Origin of the sequence: Streptomyces sp. CCM_MD2014 (genome assembly GCF_000772045.1) — a bacterium.
Taxonomy (GTDB): domain Bacteria; phylum Actinomycetota; class Actinomycetes; order Streptomycetales; family Streptomycetaceae; genus Streptomyces; species Streptomyces salinarius.
Genome location: NZ_CP009754.1, coordinates 147,321 through 171,274, shown reverse-complemented (window position 1 = coordinate 171,274; position 23,954 = coordinate 147,321). Strand labels below are relative to the sequence as shown.

General features: G+C 72.5%; 26 protein-coding genes and 1 pseudogene. 7 read left to right on the top strand and 20 right to left on the bottom strand.

The window, feature by feature from the left end:
- Positions 1–73 precede the first annotated feature (73 nt).
- Together NI25_RS00805 and NI25_RS00800 are read left to right on the top strand one after the other, a co-directional pair.
- Positions 74–820 carry a DUF1838 domain-containing protein gene (locus tag NI25_RS00805; RefSeq protein WP_061440548.1) on the top strand — a complete coding sequence of 249 codons (747 nt, stop codon included), beginning with the start codon at positions 74–76 and terminating at the stop codon, positions 818–820.
- Positions 821–871: 51 nt separating this feature from the next.
- A complete protein-coding gene (locus NI25_RS00800) occupies positions 872–1,462 on the top strand; it encodes a DUF998 domain-containing protein (RefSeq protein ID WP_061440547.1) in 591 nt (196 codons plus the stop codon).
- Between the two features lie 20 nt (positions 1,463–1,482).
- Here the strand turns inward: NI25_RS00800 and NI25_RS00795 are convergent, their stop codons facing one another.
- Complete coding sequence (locus NI25_RS00795) at positions 1,483–1,845, bottom strand: hypothetical protein (RefSeq protein WP_061440546.1); 363 nt, start codon at positions 1,843–1,845, stop codon at positions 1,483–1,485.
- A 101-nt stretch (positions 1,846–1,946) separates the two neighbouring features.
- Between NI25_RS00795 and sigJ the strand changes: the two genes are divergently transcribed.
- Both sigJ and NI25_RS00785 read left to right on the top strand, forming a co-directional pair.
- Positions 1,947–2,843, top strand: coding sequence for an RNA polymerase sigma factor SigJ (gene sigJ / locus NI25_RS00790; RefSeq protein ID WP_061440545.1), 897 nt, complete (start codon positions 1,947–1,949; stop codon positions 2,841–2,843).
- 40 nt (positions 2,844–2,883) lie between these two features.
- Positions 2,884–3,486, top strand: coding sequence for a GPP34 family phosphoprotein (locus NI25_RS00785; RefSeq protein ID WP_061440544.1), 603 nt, complete (start codon positions 2,884–2,886; stop codon positions 3,484–3,486).
- 12 nt (positions 3,487–3,498) lie between these two features.
- Here NI25_RS00785 and NI25_RS00780 read toward each other — a convergent pair whose 3' ends face one another.
- Both NI25_RS00780 and NI25_RS00775 read right to left on the bottom strand, forming a co-directional pair.
- Positions 3,499–3,882, bottom strand: a complete 384-nt coding sequence (locus NI25_RS00780; RefSeq protein ID WP_061440543.1) for a hypothetical protein — start codon at positions 3,880–3,882, stop codon at positions 3,499–3,501.
- Positions 3,882–4,121 (bottom strand): hypothetical protein, encoded by a 240-nt coding sequence (locus NI25_RS00775; protein WP_030183180.1) that lies wholly within the window; start codon positions 4,119–4,121, stop codon positions 3,882–3,884. The genes NI25_RS00780 and NI25_RS00775 overlap by 1 nt, the downstream gene beginning before the upstream one ends.
- Here NI25_RS00775 and NI25_RS00770 point away from each other — a divergent pair.
- Positions 4,115–4,533 (top strand): annotated as a pseudogene (locus NI25_RS00770) (NAD(+)/NADH kinase); the annotation flags it as partial. The gene NI25_RS00775 and the pseudogene NI25_RS00770 sit on opposite strands and share 7 nt — an antisense overlap.
- An 80-nt stretch (positions 4,534–4,613) precedes the next feature.
- On the opposite strand, the gene NI25_RS00765 reads toward NI25_RS00770, so the two are convergent.
- The 3 genes from NI25_RS00765 to NI25_RS00755 are packed head-to-tail and all read right to left on the bottom strand — an operon-like array spanning position 4,614 to position 7,098.
- Complete coding sequence (locus tag NI25_RS00765; protein ID WP_061440541.1) at positions 4,614–5,360, bottom strand: class I SAM-dependent DNA methyltransferase; 747 nt, start codon at positions 5,358–5,360, stop codon at positions 4,614–4,616.
- Positions 5,332–6,420, bottom strand: coding sequence for a MerR family transcriptional regulator (locus NI25_RS00760; RefSeq protein ID WP_078884469.1), 1,089 nt, complete (start codon positions 6,418–6,420; stop codon positions 5,332–5,334). The genes NI25_RS00765 and NI25_RS00760 overlap by 29 nt, the downstream gene beginning before the upstream one ends.
- A 3-nt stretch (positions 6,421–6,423) precedes the next feature.
- Positions 6,424–7,098: a HEAT repeat domain-containing protein gene (locus tag NI25_RS00755; RefSeq protein WP_061440540.1), complete on the bottom strand. Its 675-nt coding sequence runs from the start codon at positions 7,096–7,098 to the stop codon at positions 6,424–6,426.
- A gap of 97 nt (positions 7,099–7,195) precedes the next feature.
- On the opposite strand from NI25_RS00755, the gene NI25_RS00750 reads away from it, so the two are divergent.
- On the top strand, positions 7,196–8,011 hold the full coding sequence (locus tag NI25_RS00750) for an SAM-dependent methyltransferase (protein ID WP_061440539.1): 816 nt from the start codon (positions 7,196–7,198) through the stop codon (positions 8,009–8,011).
- Between the two features lie 17 nt (positions 8,012–8,028).
- Here the strand turns inward: NI25_RS00750 and NI25_RS00745 are convergent, their stop codons facing one another.
- A complete protein-coding gene (locus NI25_RS00745; protein WP_061440538.1) occupies positions 8,029–8,463 on the bottom strand; it encodes a VOC family protein in 435 nt (144 codons plus the stop codon).
- Positions 8,464–8,746: 283 nt separating this feature from the next.
- Between NI25_RS00745 and NI25_RS00740 the strand changes: the two genes are divergently transcribed.
- Positions 8,747–9,508, top strand: a complete 762-nt coding sequence (locus NI25_RS00740; protein WP_404964029.1) for a phosphatase PAP2 family protein — start codon at positions 8,747–8,749, stop codon at positions 9,506–9,508.
- Positions 9,509–9,553: 45 nt separating this feature from the next.
- Here the strand turns inward: NI25_RS00740 and NI25_RS00735 are convergent, their stop codons facing one another.
- The 13 genes from NI25_RS00735 to NI25_RS00675 are packed head-to-tail and all read right to left on the bottom strand — an operon-like array spanning position 9,554 to position 23,929.
- The gene (locus NI25_RS00735; protein ID WP_061440537.1) at positions 9,554–10,879 is read right to left on the bottom strand and encodes a glutamate-1-semialdehyde 2,1-aminomutase; all 1,326 of its coding nucleotides are present in this window, start codon (positions 10,877–10,879) and stop codon (positions 9,554–9,556) included.
- An 8-nt stretch (positions 10,880–10,887) separates the two neighbouring features.
- On the bottom strand, positions 10,888–11,439 hold the full coding sequence (gene rfbC / locus NI25_RS00730; protein ID WP_061440536.1) for a dTDP-4-dehydrorhamnose 3,5-epimerase: 552 nt from the start codon (positions 11,437–11,439) through the stop codon (positions 10,888–10,890).
- Entirely contained in the window at positions 11,436–12,668 is a 1,233-nt protein-coding gene (locus tag NI25_RS00725; protein WP_061440535.1) for a polysaccharide pyruvyl transferase family protein, read from the bottom strand. Before NI25_RS00725 ends, rfbC begins: the two co-directional genes overlap by 4 nt.
- Positions 12,665–13,612 carry a glycosyltransferase family 2 protein gene (locus NI25_RS00720; RefSeq protein ID WP_061440534.1) on the bottom strand — a complete coding sequence of 316 codons (948 nt, stop codon included), beginning with the start codon at positions 13,610–13,612 and terminating at the stop codon, positions 12,665–12,667. The genes NI25_RS00725 and NI25_RS00720 overlap by 4 nt, the downstream gene beginning before the upstream one ends.
- Positions 13,609–14,898, bottom strand: coding sequence for a hypothetical protein (locus NI25_RS00715; RefSeq protein ID WP_061440533.1), 1,290 nt, complete (start codon positions 14,896–14,898; stop codon positions 13,609–13,611). Before NI25_RS00715 ends, NI25_RS00720 begins: the two co-directional genes overlap by 4 nt.
- A gap of 5 nt (positions 14,899–14,903) precedes the next feature.
- Entirely contained in the window at positions 14,904–16,187 is a 1,284-nt protein-coding gene (locus NI25_RS00710) for a DUF4910 domain-containing protein (RefSeq protein ID WP_061440532.1), read from the bottom strand.
- Positions 16,175–17,200: an NAD-dependent epimerase/dehydratase family protein gene (locus NI25_RS00705; protein ID WP_061440531.1), complete on the bottom strand. Its 1,026-nt coding sequence runs from the start codon at positions 17,198–17,200 to the stop codon at positions 16,175–16,177. The genes NI25_RS00710 and NI25_RS00705 overlap by 13 nt, the downstream gene beginning before the upstream one ends.
- Before the next feature lie 6 nt (positions 17,201–17,206).
- Entirely contained in the window at positions 17,207–17,854 is a 648-nt protein-coding gene (locus NI25_RS00700; RefSeq protein WP_061446682.1) for a PIG-L deacetylase family protein, read from the bottom strand.
- Complete coding sequence (locus NI25_RS00695; RefSeq protein ID WP_061440530.1) at positions 17,851–18,660, bottom strand: hypothetical protein; 810 nt, start codon at positions 18,658–18,660, stop codon at positions 17,851–17,853. The genes NI25_RS00700 and NI25_RS00695 overlap by 4 nt, the downstream gene beginning before the upstream one ends.
- On the bottom strand, positions 18,657–19,907 hold the full coding sequence (locus NI25_RS00690) for a class I SAM-dependent methyltransferase (protein WP_061440529.1): 1,251 nt from the start codon (positions 19,905–19,907) through the stop codon (positions 18,657–18,659). Before NI25_RS00690 ends, NI25_RS00695 begins: the two co-directional genes overlap by 4 nt.
- Entirely contained in the window at positions 19,904–21,148 is a 1,245-nt protein-coding gene (locus NI25_RS00685; protein ID WP_061440528.1) for a glycosyltransferase, read from the bottom strand. Before NI25_RS00685 ends, NI25_RS00690 begins: the two co-directional genes overlap by 4 nt.
- Positions 21,149–21,150: 2 nt before the next feature.
- Positions 21,151–22,383 carry a hypothetical protein gene (locus tag NI25_RS00680; RefSeq protein ID WP_061440527.1) on the bottom strand — a complete coding sequence of 411 codons (1,233 nt, stop codon included), beginning with the start codon at positions 22,381–22,383 and terminating at the stop codon, positions 21,151–21,153.
- Between the two features lies 1 nt (position 22,384).
- Positions 22,385–23,929 (bottom strand): right-handed parallel beta-helix repeat-containing protein, encoded by a 1,545-nt coding sequence (locus NI25_RS00675; RefSeq protein WP_061440526.1) that lies wholly within the window; start codon positions 23,927–23,929, stop codon positions 22,385–22,387.
- Between the last annotated feature and the right edge of the window lie 25 nt (positions 23,930–23,954).

Genomic DNA, 23,954 nt, shown 5'->3' with positions numbered 1-23,954 from the left:
CTTCCGGCCGTTTCCGGGGCGGGACGCGGCGTTTCCCGCCCGGCGCGGGCGGCCGCCGCGCAGAGTGGTGCCCATGACGACACCCGAGCTCGCGCTCCGCTCCCTCGCCCGGACCCGGGCCTCCCTCGACGGAGCGGACGTCACGTACTGGTGGTCCGGAAGCGTCTACTCCTGGGCACCCGACGAACCCTACGAGCGCCTCTTCGGCTTCGAGGGCGTCAACGTCGCCCGCCTGGTCCACGACGCCGAGGACGGCCCCGGCTCCTACCGGCTGCTCAGCCGCGAGGCGGCCTTCTACCTCGACCCGGTCACCGGCGAGATCCTGGAGACCTGGCGGGACCTGCCGGTGGTGCACATCTGGAACGACCCGGTGAACCAGAAGTGGCGCCCCTTCCCGGTGCCGACGACCGACCTCGACGGGCAGGTCTGCTTCAGCCTGGAGATCCCGCTGGCCTACCCCTCGCCCCTGCCGGCCGCCCAGTATCCCGAGCACTCGGCCGGCGACACCTACCGGGCCCTGGAGCTCTTCCAGTTCTTCACCCACCGCGCGGACCTCGCCGGTCCGGCCCCCGGCGTGCCGGCCACCATGTCGTGGACCCGGATGTCCCCGTGGGTTCCGTGGATGGCCCGCGGCGGGCGACCGGGGGGCCTCGCCTACCACTGCAGGGGCCGCAAGCTCGACGCCTACACCGAGGTCCCCGAGCGGACCCGGGCCCACATCGCCGAGCACCACCCGCAGTTCGCGCGGGCCCCGCGGAAGTGGAGCGAGCCGAACGAGACCAGCTGGACGTACTTCCGCAAGCTCAACCCGCCCGCGTGAACCGTCGCCCGGTCGAGGGCTCGCCCCATCCGTACGGTTTATGGTGGGCCGATGCGATTTGTCCCCAGATGGGTCCTTGTCTCGTCGGGATGCGCGCCCGTCATGCTGATCGCGGGCTGGGCCGGCGCGGCGCGGTTCGAGGGCTCCTCCTACGACCCCGTCACCGAGACGATCAGCACGCTGGGCTCCTACGGAGCCGCCGGGTTCTGGGTGATGACGGCCGGCTTCCTGGCCCTGGGCGTCTGCCACCTGCTGACCGCATGGGGACTGCGCGCGGCCGCCACCGCCGGACGCGTCGCGCTGGGCGGCGGAGGGCTCGCCGCGCTCGTCCTGGTGGCGCTTCCCGCGCCCAGCAGCGGGGGCTCGCTGCGCCACGGAGCGGTGGTGGTGGTCGGGTTCACGCTTCTGGCGGTGTGGCCGGTGCTGGCCGTCAACGGCGGACCGGCCGCTCCCTGGGCGCTGCGCCTGGCACCCTCGATCGTGGCGACGTCCCTGATGGCCGCCGGCGGCGTGTGGTTCCTGATCGAGATGCAGCGGCACGGCGACGCCGGCGTCGCCGAACGCGTCGTCACGTCCTTCCAGTCGGTGTGGCCCTTCGTGGTGGCCGCCTCCTGCCTCCGTCACGCCCGGCGACAGAGCTGATCCCCTGAGCACCGGAACGCTCAACGACGCACCAGGGCCAGCACACTCAGCCCGAACATCAGGACACCCAGGGGCAGATGGACCGACGGAACGTGCGCGATGCCCAGCACCACCTGGACCGAGGCGGGGACGAGGAAGCCCGAGGCGTGCCACACGGGCGCGAGCGGGCCACCGCCCGGCTTCCACGCCAGTACCGCCGCGAGCACGTACAGCATCGAGGCCCCGTACATCACCCGCGCCCCCGCACTGTGCAGCGTCTCTCCGTAGGACGCCGTCAGCAGCAGTCCGGCGGAGACCGCCTGGAGGAAGATGGTCAGTGTCTGCAGGGCTATCGCGATCCGCAGGAACGGGAATCGGCGCTGCGCCGTCACCTGGGTTGCCATGCCGCGGTCCTCTTTTCCGCCCCCCGGGGGCAGTAGATCGATAGGCTCTCACCAGCCCGACGACACGGGCCGGCGAAAGGTAAGGCGGGGGGCGGTCGGGCATGGGCACGGCTGGGACGAGCACCGACGCGACGGTCGGTGAACGGCGTCAACTGATCAACGTCGCGTACCGGTTGCTCGGTTCGCTGGCCGAGGCCGAGGACGCCGTGCAGGAGGCCTACGCGCGCTGGTACGCACTGCCCCCGAGCCGGCAGGCCGAGATCGCGTCCCCGGGCGCCTGGCTGACGACCGTGACCGGTCGCGTCTGCCTGGACGTGCTCGGCTCGGCGCGGGCCCGGCGCGAGCGCTACGTCGGCGCGTGGCTGCCCGATCCGCTCCCCGACCGGGCCGAGCGGGAGCACGGCCCCGGCGCCGATCCCGCCGACCAGATGATCCTGGACGAATCGGTGTCCATGGCCTTCCTCGTCGTCCTGGAGTCGATGACACCCGCCGAGCGGGTGGCCTTCGTGCTGCACGACGTCTTCCGCTACCCGTTCGCCGAGATCGCCGGAATCCTCCGGCGGACCCCCGCGGCCTGCAAGCAGCTCGCGGCATCGGCCCGGCGCCGGGTGCGTGCCGCGCGGGCTCCGGCGACGGCGGCGGCCGTGCGGGCCGACGTGGTACGGCAGGTCAAGGAGGCGTGGGAGACCAAGGACATCGCGGCCCTGGTCGACCTGCTCGACCCGGCCGCCGTCATGACCGCCGACGGCGGCGGCAAGGCCGGTGCCGCCCCGCACCCGATCGAGGGCGGCACGCGCATCGCCCGGTACATGGCCGTCATGGCCGAGAAGAGCCCGGGGCTGGAGCTCGTGGAGCGGTCCGTCAACGGCGTGCCCGGCCTCGTGGCCCGCCACGCCGGCGCCGTGGCGACCGTGGCAGCGTTCGAGGTCGCCGAAGGCCGCGTCACCCGGATCTGGGCGGTCCGCAACCCCGAGAAGCTGCGGCCCTGGGTAGGCTGAACCGGAGCGCAGCCGATGCGCCAGACGGGGAGCATGTGCCATGACCACAGCGCACGACCTGACGATCGTCTCTCTGGAGGTCCCCTCCGACTACCCGGTCGAGCGTGGCGACCTGTCGCTGGCCCTGGCCGGAGCCGAACTGATCGATCTGCTGGAGGCGGGGACGGTCGCGCTGGACGGCCCCCTCGTGCGGCCCGTGTCGCCCACACGGTCCGGGGACGCGCTCCTCGACACGGCGGCGGGCATGATCGCCGAGGAGCCGCCCGAGTCCGTGGAGGACTGGCTGTGGCGCCGGGGACACGGCCTGGCGGCGCAGTACCTCGCCGCGGCGGGTGCGGACGACGGCGGCCGCAGACGCTCGCGGTGGAACGTGCGCCGTACCGCCGACCGGCCGGTCCCGGCCGATGCCTCGGCCCGTCGGCGTGCCACCGACCGCTGGTCGGGCGGCGATCCGGTGCTGGTGGGTCTCGCGGCCGCGGTGGGCATCCGGCACGAGGCGGCCGATCGGGTGGCGGACCCGGAGGACGACGGGATCGCGACCGTGCTCGCCGCCGTGCACGACGCCGTGGTGGAGCTGGCCGCCACCCGGCAGCGTCGCAGCATCGAGGAGGCGGCGTTCGACAACATCTGGCGGGGGATGTGAGGGCCCCGCGGGTCAGATGCGCCAGGAACGGAGCGACTCGGCGACGTCGTAGATGCTCAGCCGCGTCTCGCGGACCTTCCTGATCAGGTCGGACAGAGCCCCGTAGGGCGGATCGATCCCCTCACCGGACTGGTCCATGTACTGACCGGTCACGAAGGCGGCGAAGAGGCTGTTGCGGTGGGGGAGCGGTTCGAGGCGCACGATGGTGTGCAGCAGGGCGGCCGCCCGCCAGGCGCTGTCCGGGTTGGAAGCGGCCAGGGTCGGCATGCGGGTCTTGTGCCGGGCCACCGCCGCGACGAGGGCCGAGTAGTCCGTGACCGACACGTCCTCGTCGTCGAGAGCGGCGTCCTGGACGTCCAGGAGCCACGGGACATCGATGTACAGGGGCTCGCTCATCAGGCGGCGCTGACTCCCTCGCCGCGCTGGGACGGCGGGATCTCGTCCGGGAACGCCTCGTCGAACTCGGCGCGCAGCCGGTCCGCCCACGAGGCGGCGCCGGCGACGAACCGCTTGCGCTGCATCTCGCGCACACCGAGGTCGTGCATGTACTGCTTGAGGCTCTTGCCCTCGGCCGCGGCAGCCGCGCGCACGCCTTCCATTTCTTCCTCGGTGAAGGTCACGTTGAGTGATGGCATACCGGCATGGTACCTACTCGGTACCTGATGTGCGACTCACCGAACGGGGGAGGACCGCCCGGCATGTCGATGCCCGCACCGCCACGACGGCCGGCGCAGCGCCCGCGAGGAGGTGGACGCGGCGGGCGACCCGGACCTCGTGGTCACCCTGGGCGGCGACGGCACCTTCCTGCGCGGCGCACGGCTGCGGCGGAGAACGACGCCCTGGCCATGGGCGTGGACCTGGGCCGCGCCGGATTCCCGACCGAGGTCCCCGAACCCGGCGGTGCGCTCCGCGCTGGACGCCGTCCGGGGCGGTCACCTGGAGCCGGAGACCCGCATGCTGCTCACTCTGCGTGCCTCCCGGACGCCGGAGATTCCGACGGAGATGGAGGCGCTCACGCGGCACGGACGAGGACCGCTGCCGCCGCCCGACGCCGACCGTGCCGGTCTCCCCGCGAACGGCCGTGAACAACCGTGAGGGCCGGGCCGTACGACGGAGCCCTCATCGCGTCAGGCGACCTTGCGCCACACCGAGATGTGCTTCGGGGAGTCCTGGGTGAACGGAGTCCCGTCCCAGTCCCCGACGCGGCGCTCCAGCTCCAGCCCGGCGATCCGTGCCATCAGGTCGAGCTCCGCCGGCCAGGCGTACCGGTGCCGGGAGTTGGCGCGACGGTAGGTGCCGTCGTCCGGGTCGCGGGTGAAGTGGTGCGAGACGAGGACCTGTTCGACCAGGTCGAAGGTGTCGAAGCCCAGATGCCGCTCCGAGACGTCGAACGGCACCGCGACCTGTCCCGGCGGCAGGAACCGCAGCGGTGGCACGCCCAGCTCGATGACGAACCGGCCGCCGGGGCTCAGATGACGTGCCGCGTTGCGGAAGCACTCGACCTGCTCGTCCTGGGTGAGCAGGTTGGTGATGGTGTTGTAGACGAGGTAGACCAGGGTGAACTCGCCGGGGACGACGGTCGTGGCCATGTCCCCGAGGGCCACCGGCAGGCTCTCCTCGTCGGTCTTTCGGCGCAGGACCGCCGCCATGTGTGCGGAGAGCTCGATGCCCACCACCGGCACACCCCGTTCCCGCAGCGGGACGCCCACGCGGCCGGTTCCGATGGCGAACTCCAGCGCCCGGCCGTCTCCGGCCAGTTCGGTGAGGAAGTCGAGGGTCGGTCCGAGGACGGCGGCGGAGGCCATCCCGGTCTCGGCCTCCTCGGCGTCGTAGCGGTCGGCGGTCTCACGGCTCCACAGTTCGCTGCTCGTCACGGTCGGCGATTGTGCCGGGCGCGCAGGACCCTGTCGAAGCCTTTTCGGCCGGGACGTCACCGGCTTCGCGCAGCCGCAGCAGATACGTCGCGGTCAGCGCGACCGCGCGGTCCTCGTCCTCGGTCAGCTCCACCAGGGCACCGGACGCCCTCTCACCGGGGATGCCCGCCAGCGCCTGGGTCAGCCGGCCGCGCGCGGGCGCTCCGGTGCTGTCGTGGGCGATGCGGCCGACGAGTGCGTTCGCGATCCGGTCCGCCGTCGTGGCGTCGGCCGCCAGCACGCTCAGCGCGTCGGCCGCGTCGGTGTCGTTCCGCCCCTCCACGACCATGTCGATCAGCGTCGGAACCGCATCGCTCACCCCACGCGACCCCAGCGCCGGTGCGGCGTGTCCGCGCACCACGGCGTCCGGACTGTCGAGCGCGTGCCGCAACTGTGCGGCGGCCTCATCGCCGGGCAGCTCGGCGAGGGCCTTGACCGCACGTTCCCGCACCGCGGGCACCGGAGACGCGAGACCCTCCGCCAGCAGTGCCGCGGGCTCGTCGCCCGCACGTGCCAGCGCCCACCTGAGAGTTCCGGCGACGTTGTGGTCCGCCTCGCTCAACACCGCCTCCACCAGGGCCTCCACCGGCACCGCGGCCTCGTGGGCCGCGGACAGCGCCGCGCGCTGACGGGCGTCCGCGCTCTTCGAACCCAGCGCCTGGAGAAGCGCGACGACCTGGAGGACGTCCTCCCAGCCGGCCGGGCTCGCGGCGTCGATCCGGCGCAGCCGGGTGAGCAACTCGGTCTCCGCCGCGATGCGTTCGCGTGTCCGCCGGACCAGGTCCTCGACGAGCGCCGAGGGCGCGAAGCCGGGCTCGTCGAGCGCGCGGCCGATCTCGCGCAGCGACAGCCCGAGCGAGCGCAGGCTCTCGATGTGGAAGATCCGCCGGATGTCGTCCTGGGAGTACTCCCGATAACCCGAGCCCGTGCGGCCCGAGGGCCGCACCAGGCCGAGCGACTCGTAATGCCTGAGCATGCGGGCACTGACCCCGGACCGTCGCGCCACCTCACCGATCAACACCTTCTATCGTCCCCCGTCACCCGCCCCGCCGAGAGCCACGACGCGCTTCGCCTCCTCGATCGCCGCCTCGAACCCGCTGTCGGGGTCGCGCAGCAGCCGCTGCGTGGCGAGGGCGTGGGCACGCACCGGCGGGGCCGACGTGCTCGCCGCGTCCTCCAGCACCACCGCCGTCGCCGCCTCGCCCAGTGCGACCAGTGCCCGGCTGAGACTCGACTGCGTCTCCCGGTCCCCGCGCCCCAGCTGCGTCACCAGCGCCGCGGCCAGGGCGGCCTCCTCCCCGTCGGGGACGAGTACGACCGCGGCCCGCCAGGCACTGCGCGCCACCTCGTCGTCCGCGTCGGACAGCACCGCCGGTGTGATCGCCGGCCACGCCCGCCGGTCCCCGATCTTGGACAGCGTGTGCAGCGCCTGGCTCCGCGCCTGCGGGCGCTGCGAGCGGATCTCGCGGACCAGCCGGGGGAGCGTCATGGACACCGGGTGACGGGTGAGCGCCCAGGTCAGCATGTCGCGGACGAAGAACTCCGGCTCGATCGCGGACCGCTCGACGAGCTTGTCCACGAAGCCCGGGTCCGGCGCCGAGCCGACGGCCAGGGCCGCCCGCAGCCGTACGGACGCACGCCCGTCCTCCAGACCCCGGAGCGCCCGCATCGGGTCCCCGCCCTGTCTCGTCATGGTCATCGGGACCACCTCCTCGGCGGCCAGTGAAGACCTTGTCACCGTGTCAAGGTCAAAGAAGTGGTGGTCGGGGCGGTGCTTCGGGGGAGAGGATGGGGCCATGACGGGAGACAGTTCCGCGATCGACAGCACCAGGCCCAGCATCGCCCGCGTCTACGACTACCTGCTCGGCGGCAAGGACAACTACGCCGTGGACCGGGAGATCGGCGACGTGTTCAAGCGGGACCTTCCCGGATCGGTCGCGATCGCCTTCGCCAACCGCGCGGCGTTGACCCGGGCGGTGACGGAGATCGTCACGACGACCGGGGTGCGGCAGTTCATCGACCTGGGCAGCGGCCTGCCCACCGCCGACAACGTGCACCAGGTCGCGCAGCGGCGGGTGCCGGACGCCCGCGTGGTGTACGTCGACACCGATCCCCAGGTGCTCGTCCACGGCCGGGCGCTGCTGGAGGAGAACGACCGGACCCGGGTCGTACCCGTCGACGTGCGCGATCCCGAGGGGATCAGGAACCACCCGGACACCCGGGAACTGATCGACTTCGACCGCCCCGTCGCCGTCATGTTCAGCGCCATCCTCCACCACGTCAACGACGACGAGGACCCCGCCGGGATCGTCCGCTACTGGCGCGACCGGGTGCCGTCCGGAAGCTGCTTCTTCGTCAGTCACTTCCGCTCCGGGAACAACCCGGAGACGGCGGAGGCCGAGAAGGTCCTCCAGGCGACGTTCGGCCGCGGCCGGTGGCGGACCGACGCGGAGATCGGGGCCCTGCTGGACGGTCTGGACATCCTGGAGCCCGGGATAGTGCCGGCGCCCCTGTGGCGTTCCGAGGAGGCCGGCACTCCCTGGAAGGGCGGGCAGCGGGAGCTGACCGTGTGGGAGCGTCTCATCGCCGCCGGGATGGCCCGCAAGCCGTAACGCCGAGGGAGATGTGCTCAGTCGAGACAGAACTCGTTGCCCTCGACGTCCTGCATCAGGATGCAGGACTCGTTCTCCTCGTCGGCGACCAGCACCCGCTGCTTGACCGCGCCGAGTGCGACCAGCCGCGCGCATTCGGCCTCGAGCGTGGCGAGGCGCTCGTCTCCCACCAGTCCGGTGCCGGCCCGCACGTCGAGATGGACCCGGTTCTTGGCGACCTTCCCCTCGGGAACGCGCTGGAAGTACAGGCGCGGGCCCACCCCGGAGGGATCACTGCACGCGAACCACGCGTCCCGGTCCTCGGGAGGCAGGGAGCGGTTGAAATCGTCCCAGGTGGCGAACCCTTCCGGCGGCGACACCGCGACGTACCCCAACACCTCGCACCAGAAACGGCCGACGCGCTCGGGCGACGCACAGTCGAAGGTGATCTGGACCTGCTTGATCGACGGCATCCGCGCACCCTAGCAGGGACGTCGCACTGCCCGACGACCCTTTTCGGCGCCTCGCGGCCCCCGGGGCGAGGGGATGTCCGGGACACCGCCGAACATTTCCCGGCACCCTTTGTCCAATGGCCCGAATCGGCTGTTATCAGGTCCGCGGGAGCGGTTACGGTGGCCTCGAACCGAGGGTGACCGGTGGGACCGCCCGTGAGCCGGGCGACGCGGGGGAGTGGACGAGAACGTGGGAGTGTGCGGCAGGTCCCCCGGGGGCGGTGGGCGCGCGACCGGCCGGTCGGTGTCCGCGGTGCTGCCGCCGTCGCTGCGCGTGTGGTTCGGACTGGTCGCGTGCCTCGCCGCGCTGGTGGTCGTCGTCCTCGGGGCCGGGTACGCCGGCGAAAGCGGTCCGAGCCCGACGGACGGGCGGATCTGGGCGGCGGTGGACGGGATGGGCCCGCCGTGGCGGCACGTCGCCGTGGTCACGGACTTCCTGGGGGAGCCCGTGGGAGCCGTGCTCCTGGTCGCGGCCCTGGTGACGGGCTGTCTGCTGCTTCGGGACCCGCGCGCGGCGGCGTTCCTCGTGACCGGCTCCGGCCTGACCGTGGGAACGACGACACTGCTCAAACCGGTGGTGGGACGCACCATCCACGGCGACAACCTGTCCTACCCGAGCGGGCACACCGCCTTCCTCACCGCCCTCGCCCTCATGCTGTCGCTGCTCGCGACCGGCCGGCTCGGCCTGGGCAGGGCGTCAGGTGTGCCGTTGGTGTTCGCCGCGGGGCTGGCGGCCGGCGCGCTCATGGGCTGGGCGCAGGTCGCCCTGGGCTCGCACTACGCGACCGACACGCTCGGGGGCTGGTGCACCGCGATGGCGGTGCTGCCGGTCACCGCGTGGCTGGTCGACCGGACGGCCGACCGGCTGACCGACCCGAGCACCGTCCGGCAGGCGTCCTACGGGGCCGACCGGACGGCTGAACGACCGGTTGAACGAACGCACGAACGAACGGACGAGCGGCAGGGCGACCGGAGGGCCGACGCCGGTCGCCGGCAGTGCCGCTGACGCCCCGCCAGACGGTGTCGTCCCTCCGCCGCCGTTCACCTCACGTCACGCCAGGCGGCGGAAAACCGGCTTCACCGCACGCCCGCCCATCCAGGGCGTGGGATCGGCGGCGTCCAGCGCCTTCCGGTACACCGCGCACGCCTGGGCCACCACGTCGATCGTCTGATCGACGTCCGCCTCGCTGAGCGCGCCGCTCACCACGAACGACGGGGCCAGCACCCCGCCCGCGAGGAGCCGGCGCAGGAACAGGGTGCGGTACTCCTGCGACGGCCGCCCGTTCTCGTCGAGGGTGGCGAAGACCAGGTTGCTGGCCCGGCCCCGGACGACGACATGGTCGCCGACGCCCATCCCGGCCGCCGCCTCGCGGACACCGGCCGCCAGCCGCTCCCCGAGGGCGTGCAGCCGCGCGGTGACGCCCTCCTCGACGTACGTGGCCTGCACCGCCATCGCGGCCGCCAGCGCGTGCGTCTCCGCACCGTGCGTGGTGGACAGCAGGAAGACCCGCTCGCCGGAGTGACGCAGCCCGCCCCGCTCCATCAGCTCGCGGCGCCCGGCCAGCGCGGACACGGCGAACCCGTTGCCCAGCGCCTTGCCGAACGTGGAGAGGTCGGGGACGACGCCGTACAGACTCTGGGCGCCCGCCTCCGACCAGCGGAACCCGGTGATCATCTCGTCGAAGACCAGTACGCAGCCGTGCCGGTCGGCCAGAGCGCGCAGCCCCGCGAGGTACCCGGGCGGCGGCTCCGTGTGCGTGGCGGGTTCGAGGATCAGGCAGGCCACCTCGTCCCGGTACCGGACGAGCAGTTCCTCCGTGGCGGCCAGGTCCCCGTAGGGGAACGCCACGGTCAGTTCGTCGGTCGCCGCCGGAACACCGGCGGACATCGGCGTGGTGCCGATGAACCAGTCGTCGACGGAGAAGAACGGATGGTCGGCGCAGACGGCCACCCGGGACCGCCCGGTGGCCGCACGGGCCAGGCGCACCGCGGCGGTGGTGGCGTCGGAGCCGTTCTTCGCGAACTTCACCATCTCGGCGGTCGGCACCGTCGCCAGGAAGCGCTCCGCGGCCTCGACCTCCACGACGGACGGCCGGACGAAGTTGCTGCCCCGGTCGAGTTCGCGCCGCACGGCCTCCGTGACCCGGGGGTGGGCGTGCCCGAGGCTGACCGACCGCAGGCCCGAGCCGTACTCGATGTACCGGTTGCCGTCGACGTCCCACACGTGGGCACCGCTGCCGTGGCTGATCACCGGGGCCAGGTTCTCCGGGTACTGGTCGTCGCCCTTGGCGTAGGTGTGCGCGCCTCCGGGGACCATGGCGTGCAGCCGCTCGTTCGCCTGCCGCGACCGGGGCAGACTCGGCTCTTCCGCGTTCACTGCGTGCTTCACCCTTCCCTGTGCTTGAGGACCTCGGCGAGGCTCGGTGCCCGCCGGTCCCGCTCGGACATCGAGGTGACCGGCAGCGGCCAGTCGATGGCGAGGTCCGGGTCGTCGAAGGCGATCGTCACGTCCTCGGCGGGATCGTGCGGCCGGTCGATCCGGTACGAGACGTCCGAGGTGTCCGTCAGCGACTGGAAGCCGTGCGCACACCCCGCCGGGACGTACAGGGTCGCCTGGGTCTCGCCGGACAGCTCGAAGGTGGCCAGGCCCAGGTAGGTGGGCGAGTCCGGCCGCAGGTCCACGACGACGTCGAAGATCCTGCCGTGCGAGCACCGCACCAGCTTGGCCTCACCCGCGCCGGAACGCAGGTGCATGCCGCGCAGCACGCCCCGGACCGAGCGGGACACGCTGTCCTGCACGAAGGCGGCCGGATCGAGACCCACCGAGCGGATCACGTCGGCGTCGAACGTGCGGCAGAAGAAGCCGCGTTCGTCGGCGTGCGGCACCGGTTCGAACAGGTATGCGCCGGCGATCGGGGGAACTTCTGTCGCCTTCATGGTGTCTCCCGCAGGGCGTGGGTGGGTCCTGTCGCCGGGAACAGCGCCGCGGCCAGGTCGGTGAACTGCCGCTCGACGCGCCGGGCGACGGCCAGGTTGCGCTCGGCCAGGGTCCGCCGCACCCGCGCAGCGTTCCGCTCCAGCTCGCGGAACTGTTCGAGGAGCCGGTCGGCGTCGGCCTCGCGGGCCGGGTGGCAGTAGGCGCCCATGCCCATCTCGGCCATGAGCACGTCGCTCTTCGCCGAGTAGCTCAGGGCGAGGGTCGGTGTGCCGACCTTCAGGGCGCAGACGATGTTGTGGTAGCGCGTCGCCACCACGCTGTCGGCGCACGCCGTCTCCTTCATCAGGTCGGCCAGCGAGGCCGCCTCGGCGACGGTGACCAGCGGCGAACCCACCGCGTCGACGATCGCGGCGGCCACCGGCCGGTCGAGTTCGTCGCCGGTGAGCAGCCGCACCGGCCTGCCCTCCTCGACCAGCGCGCGGACGAACCGCGTCGTCCCGTCGAGGTAGCGCCGGTGGATCTCCTCGGCCCGGTCGCGTTCGTCGTTGCTCCCGTGGAAGTCCATGACGCCGACGCAGACCGGGCCGGGCATGCCCGCGGACTCGTTCCCCGCCGGCGCCGGCAGGGCGAACACCAGGTCCGCGTAGACCTCGTCCCGCGCGGTGTTCACGCCCATCGCACGCATCGCGTCGCGCGACTGGACGTCCCGGTAGGACCGGTACGCGGCCAGCCGCGTCGACCAGCGCGTCAGGATACGGGTCGGCCGGTCGCCGATCGGCCCGGCGCCGACGCTGACCAGCGCGACGCGGGTGCCGAAGAGCCGGCCCGTCGCGCAGAGCAGGAACAACGAGTACGGGAAGCCCCACGGCCGCAGCGGCAGCGTGGTCTCCAGGACACCCGTGCCCGGAACGATCACCGCGTCGTGCCGGCGCACCCAGGCGGCGGTGCGCACGACGTCCACGAGCTTGCCCAGGGCCTTGGCCGCCATCGCGCTCACCCGCGACGCGGTGCGGTACTCCCCGCGATACCAGTTCAGCCGTGTCGCCGGGATCCCGTACCGGGTCGCGACGATCTCGGGTCCGCCGCACATCGCGTCCACGACCGCCCCGGGACGCGTGGCACGGAGGTGGTCGAGCACCGCCTCGAGCGACCCGTCGTTGCCGCTGTTGCCGGCACCGAGCAGGCCGAACACGCCGATGCGTAAAGGCTTCTCGCGCATGGAGTTCATCCCTGCCTCCCCTCGCGGCCGGCGACGAGGGAGTCGACGGAGACGGTGAGCCGGCCGGGGCCGACGGGGGCGCGGTCCTCGACCCGCTCGCCGGCGCCCGGCCGCACCCGGCTGGTCATCCACGCGGCCAGATGGCGGTGGCACGCGCGCCGGTCGGCCGACGACAACGGCGCCCGCCCGATCGCCGAGACGAAGCCCCAGACGTACTCGGCGAGCAGACGCGGCGTCGGGTGCAGCGGGCCCGCCCGGCGCGGGTCCAGGTTGACGCACCGGGAGCGCTTGGACGGGTTCGCCCGCTCGGCACGGGTGGGGTGGTCGCGGCGGAAGTACAGCAGCTCCGGCACCTGGTGGAAGGGGCCGTGCAGGGTGATCTCGGCGACGAACGTGCGGTCCGCGTGGTGGTAGCTGTCGTGCGGCTTCACCCGGCGCAGCACGTCGGCCCGCATCACGCCGTAGAAGTCGTCGCCCCCGGGCTCGAACAGCAGGCTGCGGAAGCGCTCCGGAGCACGCGGCGAGTCGGTGGCGAGCCCGTACTCGTAGGGGACCTTCACCTTGCCGTCGCCGTCGATGACCGCCTGCCCGCTGTGCGCCAGGACCACCTCCGGCCGCTCGTCCAGCGCCTCCACGCAACGGCGCAGCAGGTCACGGGCGTACAGGTCGTCGTGCGAGGCCCACTTGAACAGCTCGCCGCGGCACTGGGTGAACACGTAGTTGTGGTTCGGGGCGGCACCGATGTTCCGGGGCAGCCGGATGTACCGGATGCGGGAGTCCCGCGCGGCGTACCGGCGGCAGATGTCCTGGGTGCCGTCGGTCGACGCGTTGTCGGTGATCACCAGTTCGAAGTCCTCGTAGGTCTGCCCGAGGAGGGCGTCCAGCGACTCGGCCAGATACTCCTCGCCGTTGTAGACGGGAAGGCCGATGCTCAGCCGGGGGTGGGGGGTCATGTGGTCCTCACTTCGGAAAGGGATTGGTGGTCGCGCTCGCGCAGGGCGGCCCGCAGTTGCAGCCACCACACGACGGAACCGCAGACGGACGCCGCGGCGGCGCCCCAGGCCGAGCCGACCGTGCCGCCCGCGACCGCACCGCCGAGCCCGCCGGCGACGTAGCAGGCGGAGGCGAACAACTGACAGCGCAGACTGCGCCGGGCCGCGGCGAGTGCCCGCAGCCCGGCCGCCGCGCCGGTGCCGAGTCCGGCGCCCGCGACGCTGAGCGTGACCGGCACGATGAGCTCCGAGGCACCGCTCCAGACGTCACCGAGCACGAGCTCGCCGAGCCGGTCCGGCACCAGCAGCAGCGCCGCACCCCACAGCACGGCGGCGACGGTCTGCCCCGCGCCGAGCAGGAAGCAGAACCTCCCGAGCCGCTCCGGCGCCTGCCGCAGCACCCGCGCCGACTCCGCCACGGTGACCAGCGACAGACCCATCAGCACCGCGAGGAACGGGCCGAGCAGGAGCTCCGCGCCCCGGATCACGCCCACCGCGCCGACGCCGACGATCGCCCCGAGGCCGTACGCCCGGATCTGCCCCGCACCGCTGACGCCGACGTTCTCGACCAGGTACCGGTAGCCGAGGTCCCGGTGGTCGCGATGCCACGCGCGGGCGCCGGCCGGCCGGGGCCGGATGCCGGACTGCAGGCAGCCGTACCCGGCGGCCGCCGCGGCGGAGCCGCCCCAGGCGAGGAGGAAGGCCGTCACGCTGCCCACGTGGGCCGCCACCACCATCGCCGGGACGAGTGCGACGGCCCACACGACGTCGTTGACGAAGGCCTTGCGGCCGACTCCGGCGGCGAAGAACGAGTACCGCCAGGCGTCCTGGAGCAGCAGTCCCGGCAGTACCACGCCGAGGGCGGCGAACGCGGCACCCACCTGGCCGCCGATGCACAGCCCGGCGACCAGCGACACCGTGCCGATGCCGGTGCCGACGAGGAGCGCGGTGCCCGAGGACCGGGCCACCGCCCCGCGCCAGGACGCGTCCGACACGCCGCTGAAGCGGACCACGAGAGGGTCGGTGGCCAGCCCGCGCGAGACGTTGAGCACCACGCCGTACGTCACCCAGGCCAGGCTGAACACGCCGAAGGCGGTCAGCCCCAGCGAGCGCGCCACGTAGATGCCCACCACGAAGTTGGACAGGCTGGAGGCCGCCTGGTCGGCCAGCCCCCACGACAGCCGGCCGAGGACACCCCGCCGAGCGGGCCCCGCCGGTGCCGTGGACTTCTCCCCCTCGACGGTCATCGGCGTCATGCCTTGATCAGCCCGGCGCCGTGCAGGGCCTCGGCCGCGACGGCGACGGTGTCGAACGGCAGTCCGGAGCGCTCGGCGACGTCCAGCAGACTGTGCTCGCCGTCGGAGAGGTTGAGCACCCACAGCATCGCCATCTGCGCCTCTTTCGCGTCGCTGCGGCCGCCCAGCGAGTCGTACAGCCCGCGCCGCCCCAACTGCGGCTCTCCGTAGGGACTGAGGTTGACGTACCGCCGGTTGCGGTCGAGGAGCCCGAACGCCTCGCGGCAGACGGCGAGGGTGTCCGCCATCGCCGCCGGGGAGACGAAGTCCAGGTTGTCGGCCGACGTGTGGTACTCGGGGTAGCCCGCGTACGGGGTCCGGGTGAGCGAGCCCACACCGAGGTCGAACCCGGGCGAGCAGTACTGCCGCTCGTCGTAGCCGTACGGCGTGAACTCGGCGATCCGGTGCGGGCGTTCGGAAGCGGTCAGTACGTGCCGCAGGACACGGTCGATCTCGGCGTCGCCGCGCCTGCTCTGCTTGTACGTCAGCTGCCCCGAGTCCCCCGCGCAGGCCAGCACCAGGCCGTGCTTGACCCGCTCCACCCGGTCCCGGTTGCGGGCCAGCCAGGTGATCGCCCCGATGGTGCCGGGCGCGAAGATGAACCGGTACGTGTAGTACGGCTGCCGCTCGGCCAGCTCCCGGGCCAGGAACACGGCCACCGCGACGCCGGCCAGGTTGTCGTTGGCCAGCGACGGGTGGCAGACGTGGCAGGAGACGATCACCTCGTCGGGCACGAGGCCGGGGACCACGTGCTCGGCGTAGGTGAGGTGGCCGTCCGCCAGCGTGGAGTCGATGCGGACCTCGTAGTCCCCCTCCGGCAGCGCGTCCAGTGTCTCCTGGGCCAGGCAGAAGCCCCACTCCGGCCGGTAGTAGCTCGTGCGGTACGGCACCCAGGCCGGCCGGTCCGGCAGGGTGTGCAGGTGCTCACGCAGCTCGGCCAGCGGCATGGTCGCCGACACCGGCACGCTGTAGCCGAGCACGTGCAGGCTGGACGCCGCGAAGTCGACGACCCGGCGGCCCGTGCCGTCGGCGACGTACGCGTCCCGGATGTTCCACTCCTGCGGCACCGTCCAGTCGAGCACCTGGGTCCCGGTCGGTACCTCGTGCACGTGCAGAGGGATGTACTCGTCGACGATCCGCAGGGTCGCGCGCACACCGTCGCCCGTGATGCTCCGGCACAGCGGGTACATCCGCTCCACCAGCGCGTACATCTCCTCTCCGGACTGGGTCATCGGCGCCACCGCAGGGTGTCGTCGACGACGCCGGACTCGGAGGCCTCGCGCAGCACGGCCAGGCGGGTGAAGCGCCGCTCGAAGTCCTCCCGGGTCAGCCCGTGCGCCCGGTAGGCGTCGGCGAGTTCGAGCGCGCCCTGCTTCACCGTCCACTCGCAGTCGAAGCCGGGGATCGCCGTCCGGAACCGGGAGAAGTCCACCCGGTACGAGCGCGGATCGGCACCCGTCTCCCCGGTGATCACCACCTTCGAACCGGACACCGCCGCGGCCACCTCCTCGGCGATCTCGGCGACCGTCACGTTGTTGACCTCGCTGCCGATGTTGAACGCCCGGTCGTGCACCGCCTCGCGCGGTGCCTCCAGGGCGGCCGTGAAGGCCCGGGCGATGTCGGCGGCGTGCACGAGCGGGCGCCAGGGGGTGCCGTCGGAGAGCACCAGCACCTCGCCGGACAACAGGGCGTGTCCCACCAGGTTGTTCAGCACGATGTCCGCGCGCAGCCGGGGCGAGAAGCCGAAGGCCGTGGCGTTGCGCATGTACACCGGGCTGAAGTCGCCGTCGGAGAGCGCGTGCAGGTCGTCCTCCACCCGCACCTTGGACTCCGCGTACGGCGTCACCGGCCGCAGCGGCGCGTCCTCGGTCACCAGCTCGCCGCCGCCCGCGGCGCCGTAGACGGAGCACGTCGACGCGTACAGGAAGCGCTGCACCCCGGCGTCCCGGGCGAGCCGGGCCAGTCGCACGGACGCGTGGTGGTTGATGTCGTAGGTGAGCTCGGGCGCCAGCGAGCCCAGCGGGTCGTTGGAGAGCGCGGCCAGGTGGATCACCGCGTCCACCCCGGCCACGTGCTCGGCGGTGACGTCCCTCAGGTCCACCCGGCGGCCGGGCGGGTCGTCGGGAACCGGGCCCAGGACGCAGTCGGCGAACAGGCCGGCGTCGAGGCCGACGACCTCGTGTCCGGCGGCCGTGAGGACCGGGGCCATCACGGTGCCCAGGTAGCCCTGGTGTCCGGTGAGCAGTACGCGCAAGGTGGTTCAACCCCCCAGGTTGAGAGTGAGTTTGGCGACGTCGAACGCCTCGGCGTAGCGGGCGTGGCATTCGATGCCGCGGATCCGGGCGAGCCCGAGGAAGGCCTCCCGGTCGTACCAGGGCCGGTGCCGCTGCGAGGGATAGTGCTCCTGCAGCAGCCGTACCTTCCGTTCGGCGACGTCCTCCGACAGCGGCTGGTACGCCGTCGGGCGGCCCAGATCGCCGTCCCACTTGACGATCTCGTAGCGGAGCACGAGATGGTCGCGGAACGCGGTCGTCATCAGTTTCGCCAGGCCGCGGTGGTCCTGGTGCGCGTCTTCGGTGCGCGGGGCCAGCACCAGGTCGGGCTCCGTCCGCTCGCGCAGCTCCTCGACCGCCGCCTTGGCCTCCTCCCAGTGCGCCGGCATGCGGCCGTCCGGCAGCTTGAGCACGGTCAGCCGCAGGTCGGCGCCCGGACAGAAGGCGGCGAGCGCGGCCCGCTCCTCCTGCTCCCGTTCGCCGCCGCCGCCGGAGAGCACCAGTGCGTCGACGCGCACCCCCGGACGGGCCATGCACAGCGTCAGCAGGGTGCCGCCCGCGCCGATGGCGATGTCGTCGCAGTGCGCGCCCACCGCGACGACCTGGTCCGGGCGCCCGGCACCGAGCCCGATCACGCGGACCTCACCCCGGCACGCGCCGCGGCGCCGTCCCGCTCCCACACGGCCCACGGACGCTCACCCCGGGCGTAGGCGGCGTCCAGCGCGGCCCGCTCCTTCACGGTGTCGGTCGGCTTCCAGAAGCCGCGGTGCTGGTGCGCCACCAGCCGGCCCCGCTTGGCCAGCTGGGTGCAGCCGTCGGCGACCAGGTCCCCGTTCTCCGGTATGTGGTCGAAGACCTCCTGGCGGAGCACGAAGTAGCCCCCGTTCTCCCACAGCGGCAGGTCGCTCACCGCCGTGATGCCGCCCACCAGACCGTCCTCGCCGAGGTCCACGCAGTGGAAGGAGGACTGCGGCGGCACCACCATCATCGAGGCACCGGCGTCCCGCCGGGCGAAGGAGTCGATCATCTCGGGCAGCGGTGCGTCGGTGAGCACGTCGGCGTAGTTGGCGAGGAACATCTCGTCGCCGTCCAGGTGGTGCCGCACCCGGCGCAGCCGCTCCCCGATCGGCGACTCGATGCCGGTCTGCGCGAACGTGATCGTCCAGTCGGCTATGTCCGTGGACAGCAGCTCCGTCCGCCCGCCCCGCAGCACGAAGTCGTTGGACGTCGTCTCCTCGTAGTTGAGGAAGAAGTCCTTGATGTGGTGGGCCCCGTAGCCGAGGCACAGGATGAACTCCTTGTGCCCGAAGTGCGCGTAGTAGCGCATCACGTGCCAGATCAGCGGCCGCGGACCGACCATCGCCATCGGCTTGGGCACGTCGTCGGACGCGCCCTCGCGCATCCGCATCCCGTAACCGCCGCAGAACAGTACGACCTTCATGCTGTGACCTCTCGGGACGCTGCCTCGACGACGCTCAGTTCCGGGATGGGGAAGACCAGCCGGCCGCCCCACTCGTGCACGAAGGAGAGCTGCTCGACCAGCTCGGCCCGCAGGTTCCACGGCAGGACCAGGACGTAGTCCGGACGGTCGGCGGCGATCCGGTCGGGCGGCAGGATCGGGATGCGGGTGCCCGGGGTGAACCTGCCGTGCTTGTACGGGTTGCGGTCGACCGTGTAGGCGAGCAGGTCGGGCCGGATTCCGCAGTGGTTGAGCAGGGTGTTGCCCTTGCCCGGGGCGCCGTAGCCCACCACCGTCTCGCCCCGCTCGGCCGCCTCTATCAGGAACCGCAGCAGGTCCCGGCGCACCTTGGCCACCCGGGCGGAGAACTCGGTGTACCCGGACAGCTCCCGCAGTCCGGCCGCCTTCTCCCGGTCGAGCACCTCGGCCACCCGCCCGCTCGGCTCACCGGCAGCCTCGGCCGGCCGGGCCCACAGCCGGATGGAACCGCCGTGCGTCGGCAGCAACTCGACGTCCACCAGCGTGAGTCCGCCGCTCGCCAGAGCCCGGATCGCGGAGGCGACCGTGTAGTACTGGAAGTGCTCGTGGTAGATCGTGTCGTACTGGTTCTCCTCGATCAGCGTCAGCAGGTGCTGCACCTCGACGGAGACCCAGCCGTCGTCGGCGACCAGGGCACGCAGCCCCTTGGTGAAGCCGATGACGTCCGGGATGTGCGCGTACACGTTGTTGGCCACGACCAGGTCCGCCGGACCGTGCTCGGCGCGCACCCCCGCGCCGGTGTCCGGACTCAGGAACTCCGTGAGCGTGGGCACGCCCGCCTCCCGCGCCGCCGCCCCGACGTTCACCGACGGCTCGACGCCCAGGCAGCGGATCCCGCGGTCCACCATGTGCCTCAGCAGGTACCCGTCGTTGCTCGCGACCTCCACCACGAAGGAGTCCGGGCCGAGGCCCAGCCGCTCCACGGCACCGGTGACGAACGTCCGCGCGTGCTCCACCCAGGAGGTCGAGTAGGAGGAGAAGTACGCGTACTGCGTGAACGTCTCCTCCGGTGTGATCAGCGCGGGGATCTGCGCGAGCCAGCAGTCGGTGCACACCCGCAGGTGCAGCGGGTACGCCGGCTCCGGCCGGTCCAGTTGGTCCGCGGCGAGAAAACTCTCGCACGGCGGCGTCGCTCCCAGATCGACGACGCTCTCCATCGCCGCCGAGCCGCAGAGTCGGCATCGTGTCATCTCCTGCCCCCATCCCCCCTGCCCGCGGGGGTGTCCCCGCCGCGAGCCAGTACTGACCGCCCCGCGATCGCGGCGCGGTACCCCTCCACCAGGCGCTCCAGCCCGACGGCCGGGCTGAAACCCTGTTCGTAACGGCGCCGGGCCGCCAGGCCCATCCGCCGGTTCCGGTCCGGCTCGGCCGTGATCCGGCGCAGGCACGCGGCCAGCGAGGCGGTGTCGCCCGGCCGGTGCAGCAACCCGGTCGCCCCGTCCTCCACGAGCTCCACGAAGGCGCCGTGACCGGCGGCGACGGTCGGAACGCCCGCCGCCATCGCCTCCACGACCACCAGCCCGAACGCCTCCAGCCATGTCGACGGCGCCACCACGGCCACCGCACGCGCGACCGCCCGACGGCACTGCTCCGCGTCGTACAGGCCGACGTAGCGCACGTCGTCCCGGCCCGCCGCCCACGCGGTCACCTCGCCCTCCAGCGGTCCGGTGCCGGCGATGACGAGCGGCGCCCCGACCCCGCCGCCCGCGGCCACCTCGTCCCACGCCGCCATCAGCAGCCGTACGCCCTTGGCCTCCGCGAGCCGGCCCAGATACAGCACGTGCTCGCCCGCGCCCGAGCGGCGGGCGTCCGGGTCGGGCACGAAGTTGTGCTTCACCGCCAGCCGTTCGGCCGGCATGCCCGCTGCCACCAGGACGTCCCGCTGCGCCGCCGAGATGCAGAAGAACCGCTCCACCCCGGACCACCAGCGCCGCCGGTTGACCGACAGGCTGACCGCGAGCGGCACCGTCGCCAGCCGCGAGTCGCGGTAGCAGCCGTGCCGTACGGCCGGCAGCGGTGTCGCCGCCCCGACGCACTCGGTGCACGACCGGCCCTCGCGCTGCAGCGTGCCGGGCGGGCAGACCTGGGTGTAGTTGTGCAGCGTGGCCACGGCGGGCACCCCCGCGTCGGCGCAGGCCGCCAGCACCGCGGGCGACAGGAGCGGGAAGACGTTGTGGACGTGCACCACGTCCGGCCGCTCGGCACGCAACCGGGCGGCCAGCTCCCTGCGGACCGCCGGATTCCACGGCACCAGGAGCGGCACCGCGGCCTTGCCGGGCAGGGACCGGCCGGCGATGTCGTCGCTGCGCCGCTCGAACACCCCGACCCGGTGGCCGGCGCCGCGCAGCAGCGCCACCTCCTGGTCGACGACGTTGTTCTCGCCGCTCGGCTGGGCCGAGTTGTAGCGGTTGTGCACCACGAGGACGTGCATGATCAGGACACCTCCGAGGTGCGGGCCCAGCGCGGGACGCGGCGCCGAGGGGGTTCGGGGGCCGCCAGGGGCGCGGCCGGGGCCGGTGCCGCCAGCAGGGAGGCGGCCACGGCCAGGTGCAGCAGATACGGCGAGGCGTCGCCGAGGCCCGCCTCGGTGTACGACGCGAGGGAGCAGTAGCTGATCAGGAAGATCGCGCAGGCCCTGGCCGGGGAGGGCGGTCGCAGCAGCGCGACGCCGCCCAGCACGACGAAGACCGCCGCCACCAGGGCGACGCCGATCAGGCCCTGCTCGTGATAGACGGCCAGCCAGCTGTTGTCGATCGGCAGCCCGTCGAACGACTTGTCGCCCAGGCCGATGCCGAACGCCTTCTCCCCGGTCGTCCGGGGCGCCGCCAGCAGGGCGTCCCACACCTTGGCCCGGCCGGTGAGGTTGCTGAAGTTCTCCTCGCTCTGCCCCCGCAGGAACCACGCCTGCAGCGCCGAGGCGAACACCACCGCCGCCACCGCCGCGGTGAGCACCGCCCAGGAGAAGAACCGGCGGGCGGCCGCACTGGTCAGGGTGAGGGAACCGATCGCGAGCGCCAGACCGACGAGCAGACCGAGCGTCGCCGTACGGGTGTGGGTCAGCAGCAGCAGGACCAGCGAGGGCACGATCACGAGGGCCGCGCTGCGCCGGTCGGTGCGGCCGCTGAGGAGGAGCAGTACGGAGAGCCCGATGATCACCGCGGCGTACTGTCCGATCTGCGGCGGGGTGAGCGGCCACAGCGCGCCGACCAGCCGCCCGCCGTAAAGGTCGGGCAGGGCCGCGCCCGGAGAGACGAGCGCACCCGCGGCGACCGAGCACAGCACCACGAAGTACCACCGGATGTGGTGCCGTACGAACGTGGTGCCGCCGTCCCACCAGCGGCTGAGCAGCCACAGGGTGCCGACGAAGAGAGCCAGCCGGGCGCAGCGGAACAGCGCGCCGAACCCGGACTGCAGGTCGGCGCTGGAGATCACGCTCGGCACCAGCAGCAGGGTGAGCAGGAGCAGATAGGCGCTGGGGCGCACCCGCAACCGGAGATTGAGCACGAGCGCCAGCGTGAACGCGAGGGCCAGCGCGCCCATGGTGACCATCTGGATCAGCGAGCGGGGCAGCGGGACGATGGTCTCGGCCCCCGTGGAGCCGAGCGTGTTGAGGATCAGCAGTCCCCAGGCCGTCCCGACCAGCTTGGGCGTGCGGCTCGTGTCCATCTCAGTCACCTCCCCGCGCACGGAAGGTGCTGCCGGCGTCCTGCCGGTAGGGCGCGGCCCGCCACGCCTCGAAGCCGAGGACCCGGCTCGGGTCGTGGGCGACGAACCGCCACGGCCCGACGTAGACGTTGTCGTGCCAGCGGTTGTCCTGCAGGTGCGTGACGGCCTTGGCCACCTTCTCGCCCTGGTACGGGGACCAGTCGGGGTAGGTGCCGTAGTTGGCCAGCAGCGCCATGCGGTCGCAGCTCTCCGTGCACTCGACGACGGTCTTGTCCAGGACGAAGCGGTTGTCGTGGATGTCCACCCGCTGCGTCTTCCACCGGCAGTCGGCGTACAGGGGCGCCTTGGTGATGCCCGGCCGCGCGCAGCGGTCGACGTCCGCCACCAGCAACGTGCAGTCGCCGGACGAGGTGTTGGCCGGGCTGTTGCAGAACCGGTCGGCGTTCTCCCACAGGGTGATCCCGGACCAGTTGTCCTCCAGCAGGTTCCGGTAGATCTCGATCTCGTCCGTGCGGGCCTCGACCCGCGGTTCGCCACCGGACTCGGAGATGTAGACGGTCGCGTACGGGAAGTTGTCGCCGCCGTCGGTGTTCTCGCGGCCCTCGACCCAGTTGTTGCGCCGGATCGTGTTCCCCCGGACGACCGCGTTGTAGCTGGTCTCGTAGATCAGGGCGGCACCGTCGTTGGACTCCAGCACGTTGTTCTCGATGAGGAAGTCGTTGTTGTTGGTGTCCGCCCACAGACCGGTCCCGCGGTTGTCGTGCACCCAGTTGCCCCGGACGTCGGCGCCCTGCACGGCCCAGAACTTGATGCCCCCGGTGCAGCCGCAGCCCGGCCGCTCGCGCTCCCAGTCGCCGGTGTTGTTGCCGGTGATCTCGTTACCCTCGACCACCAGGTCGTTGATGACGCCGTCGCCCTTGTACGCGTTCATGCCGTACTGGCCGTTGTCGCGCAGACAGCTGGCGCGGACCTTCTGCCGGTCGCCGGCCATCAGCCCGGCGCCGGAGTTTTTCTGGATCGTGGCGTGCTCGATCACCCACCCGTCGGCGGAGTCGTGGTTGACGACGCCCTCGTCGTGCGGTGCGGCGAAGTTCTGCACGGTGAGATGGCTGATGGTGACGTCGCGCGCGGTGCCGCCGAACGCGTACTGGTTGGTCTCGCGGCCGTCGAGCACCGCGCCCGGCGCGCCGATGTACCGGTTCCCTTCCTTGGGAACGACCTGGGAGAAGCGGTCGGACTCGAGCCGGTGCTTGCCCGGCCGGAGCCAGAAGGTGGTGTGCGCGGGGCTGTTGCGGGTCTTGGCGGCCAGGTCGCCGGGGACCGCCGGGTCGACGGTCACCGCTGACTCGGGTGGCTCGGCCGGGCCGGGCGCGGGCTTCTCGCACACCCGTGCCACGGACTTCGCACCGGACGAGGAGGACGACGACGTGGAAGGCTTCGGCGCCGGATCGTCCGGTGCGTCGTCGCAGCCGGTCATCAGCAGCGCCAATGCCAGTGCCAGCGGCGCCGCGGCCGACCGCGCCCGGCTCCTCCACGTGATCTCCATGCGTCCTCCCCCCTTCCTTTACCTG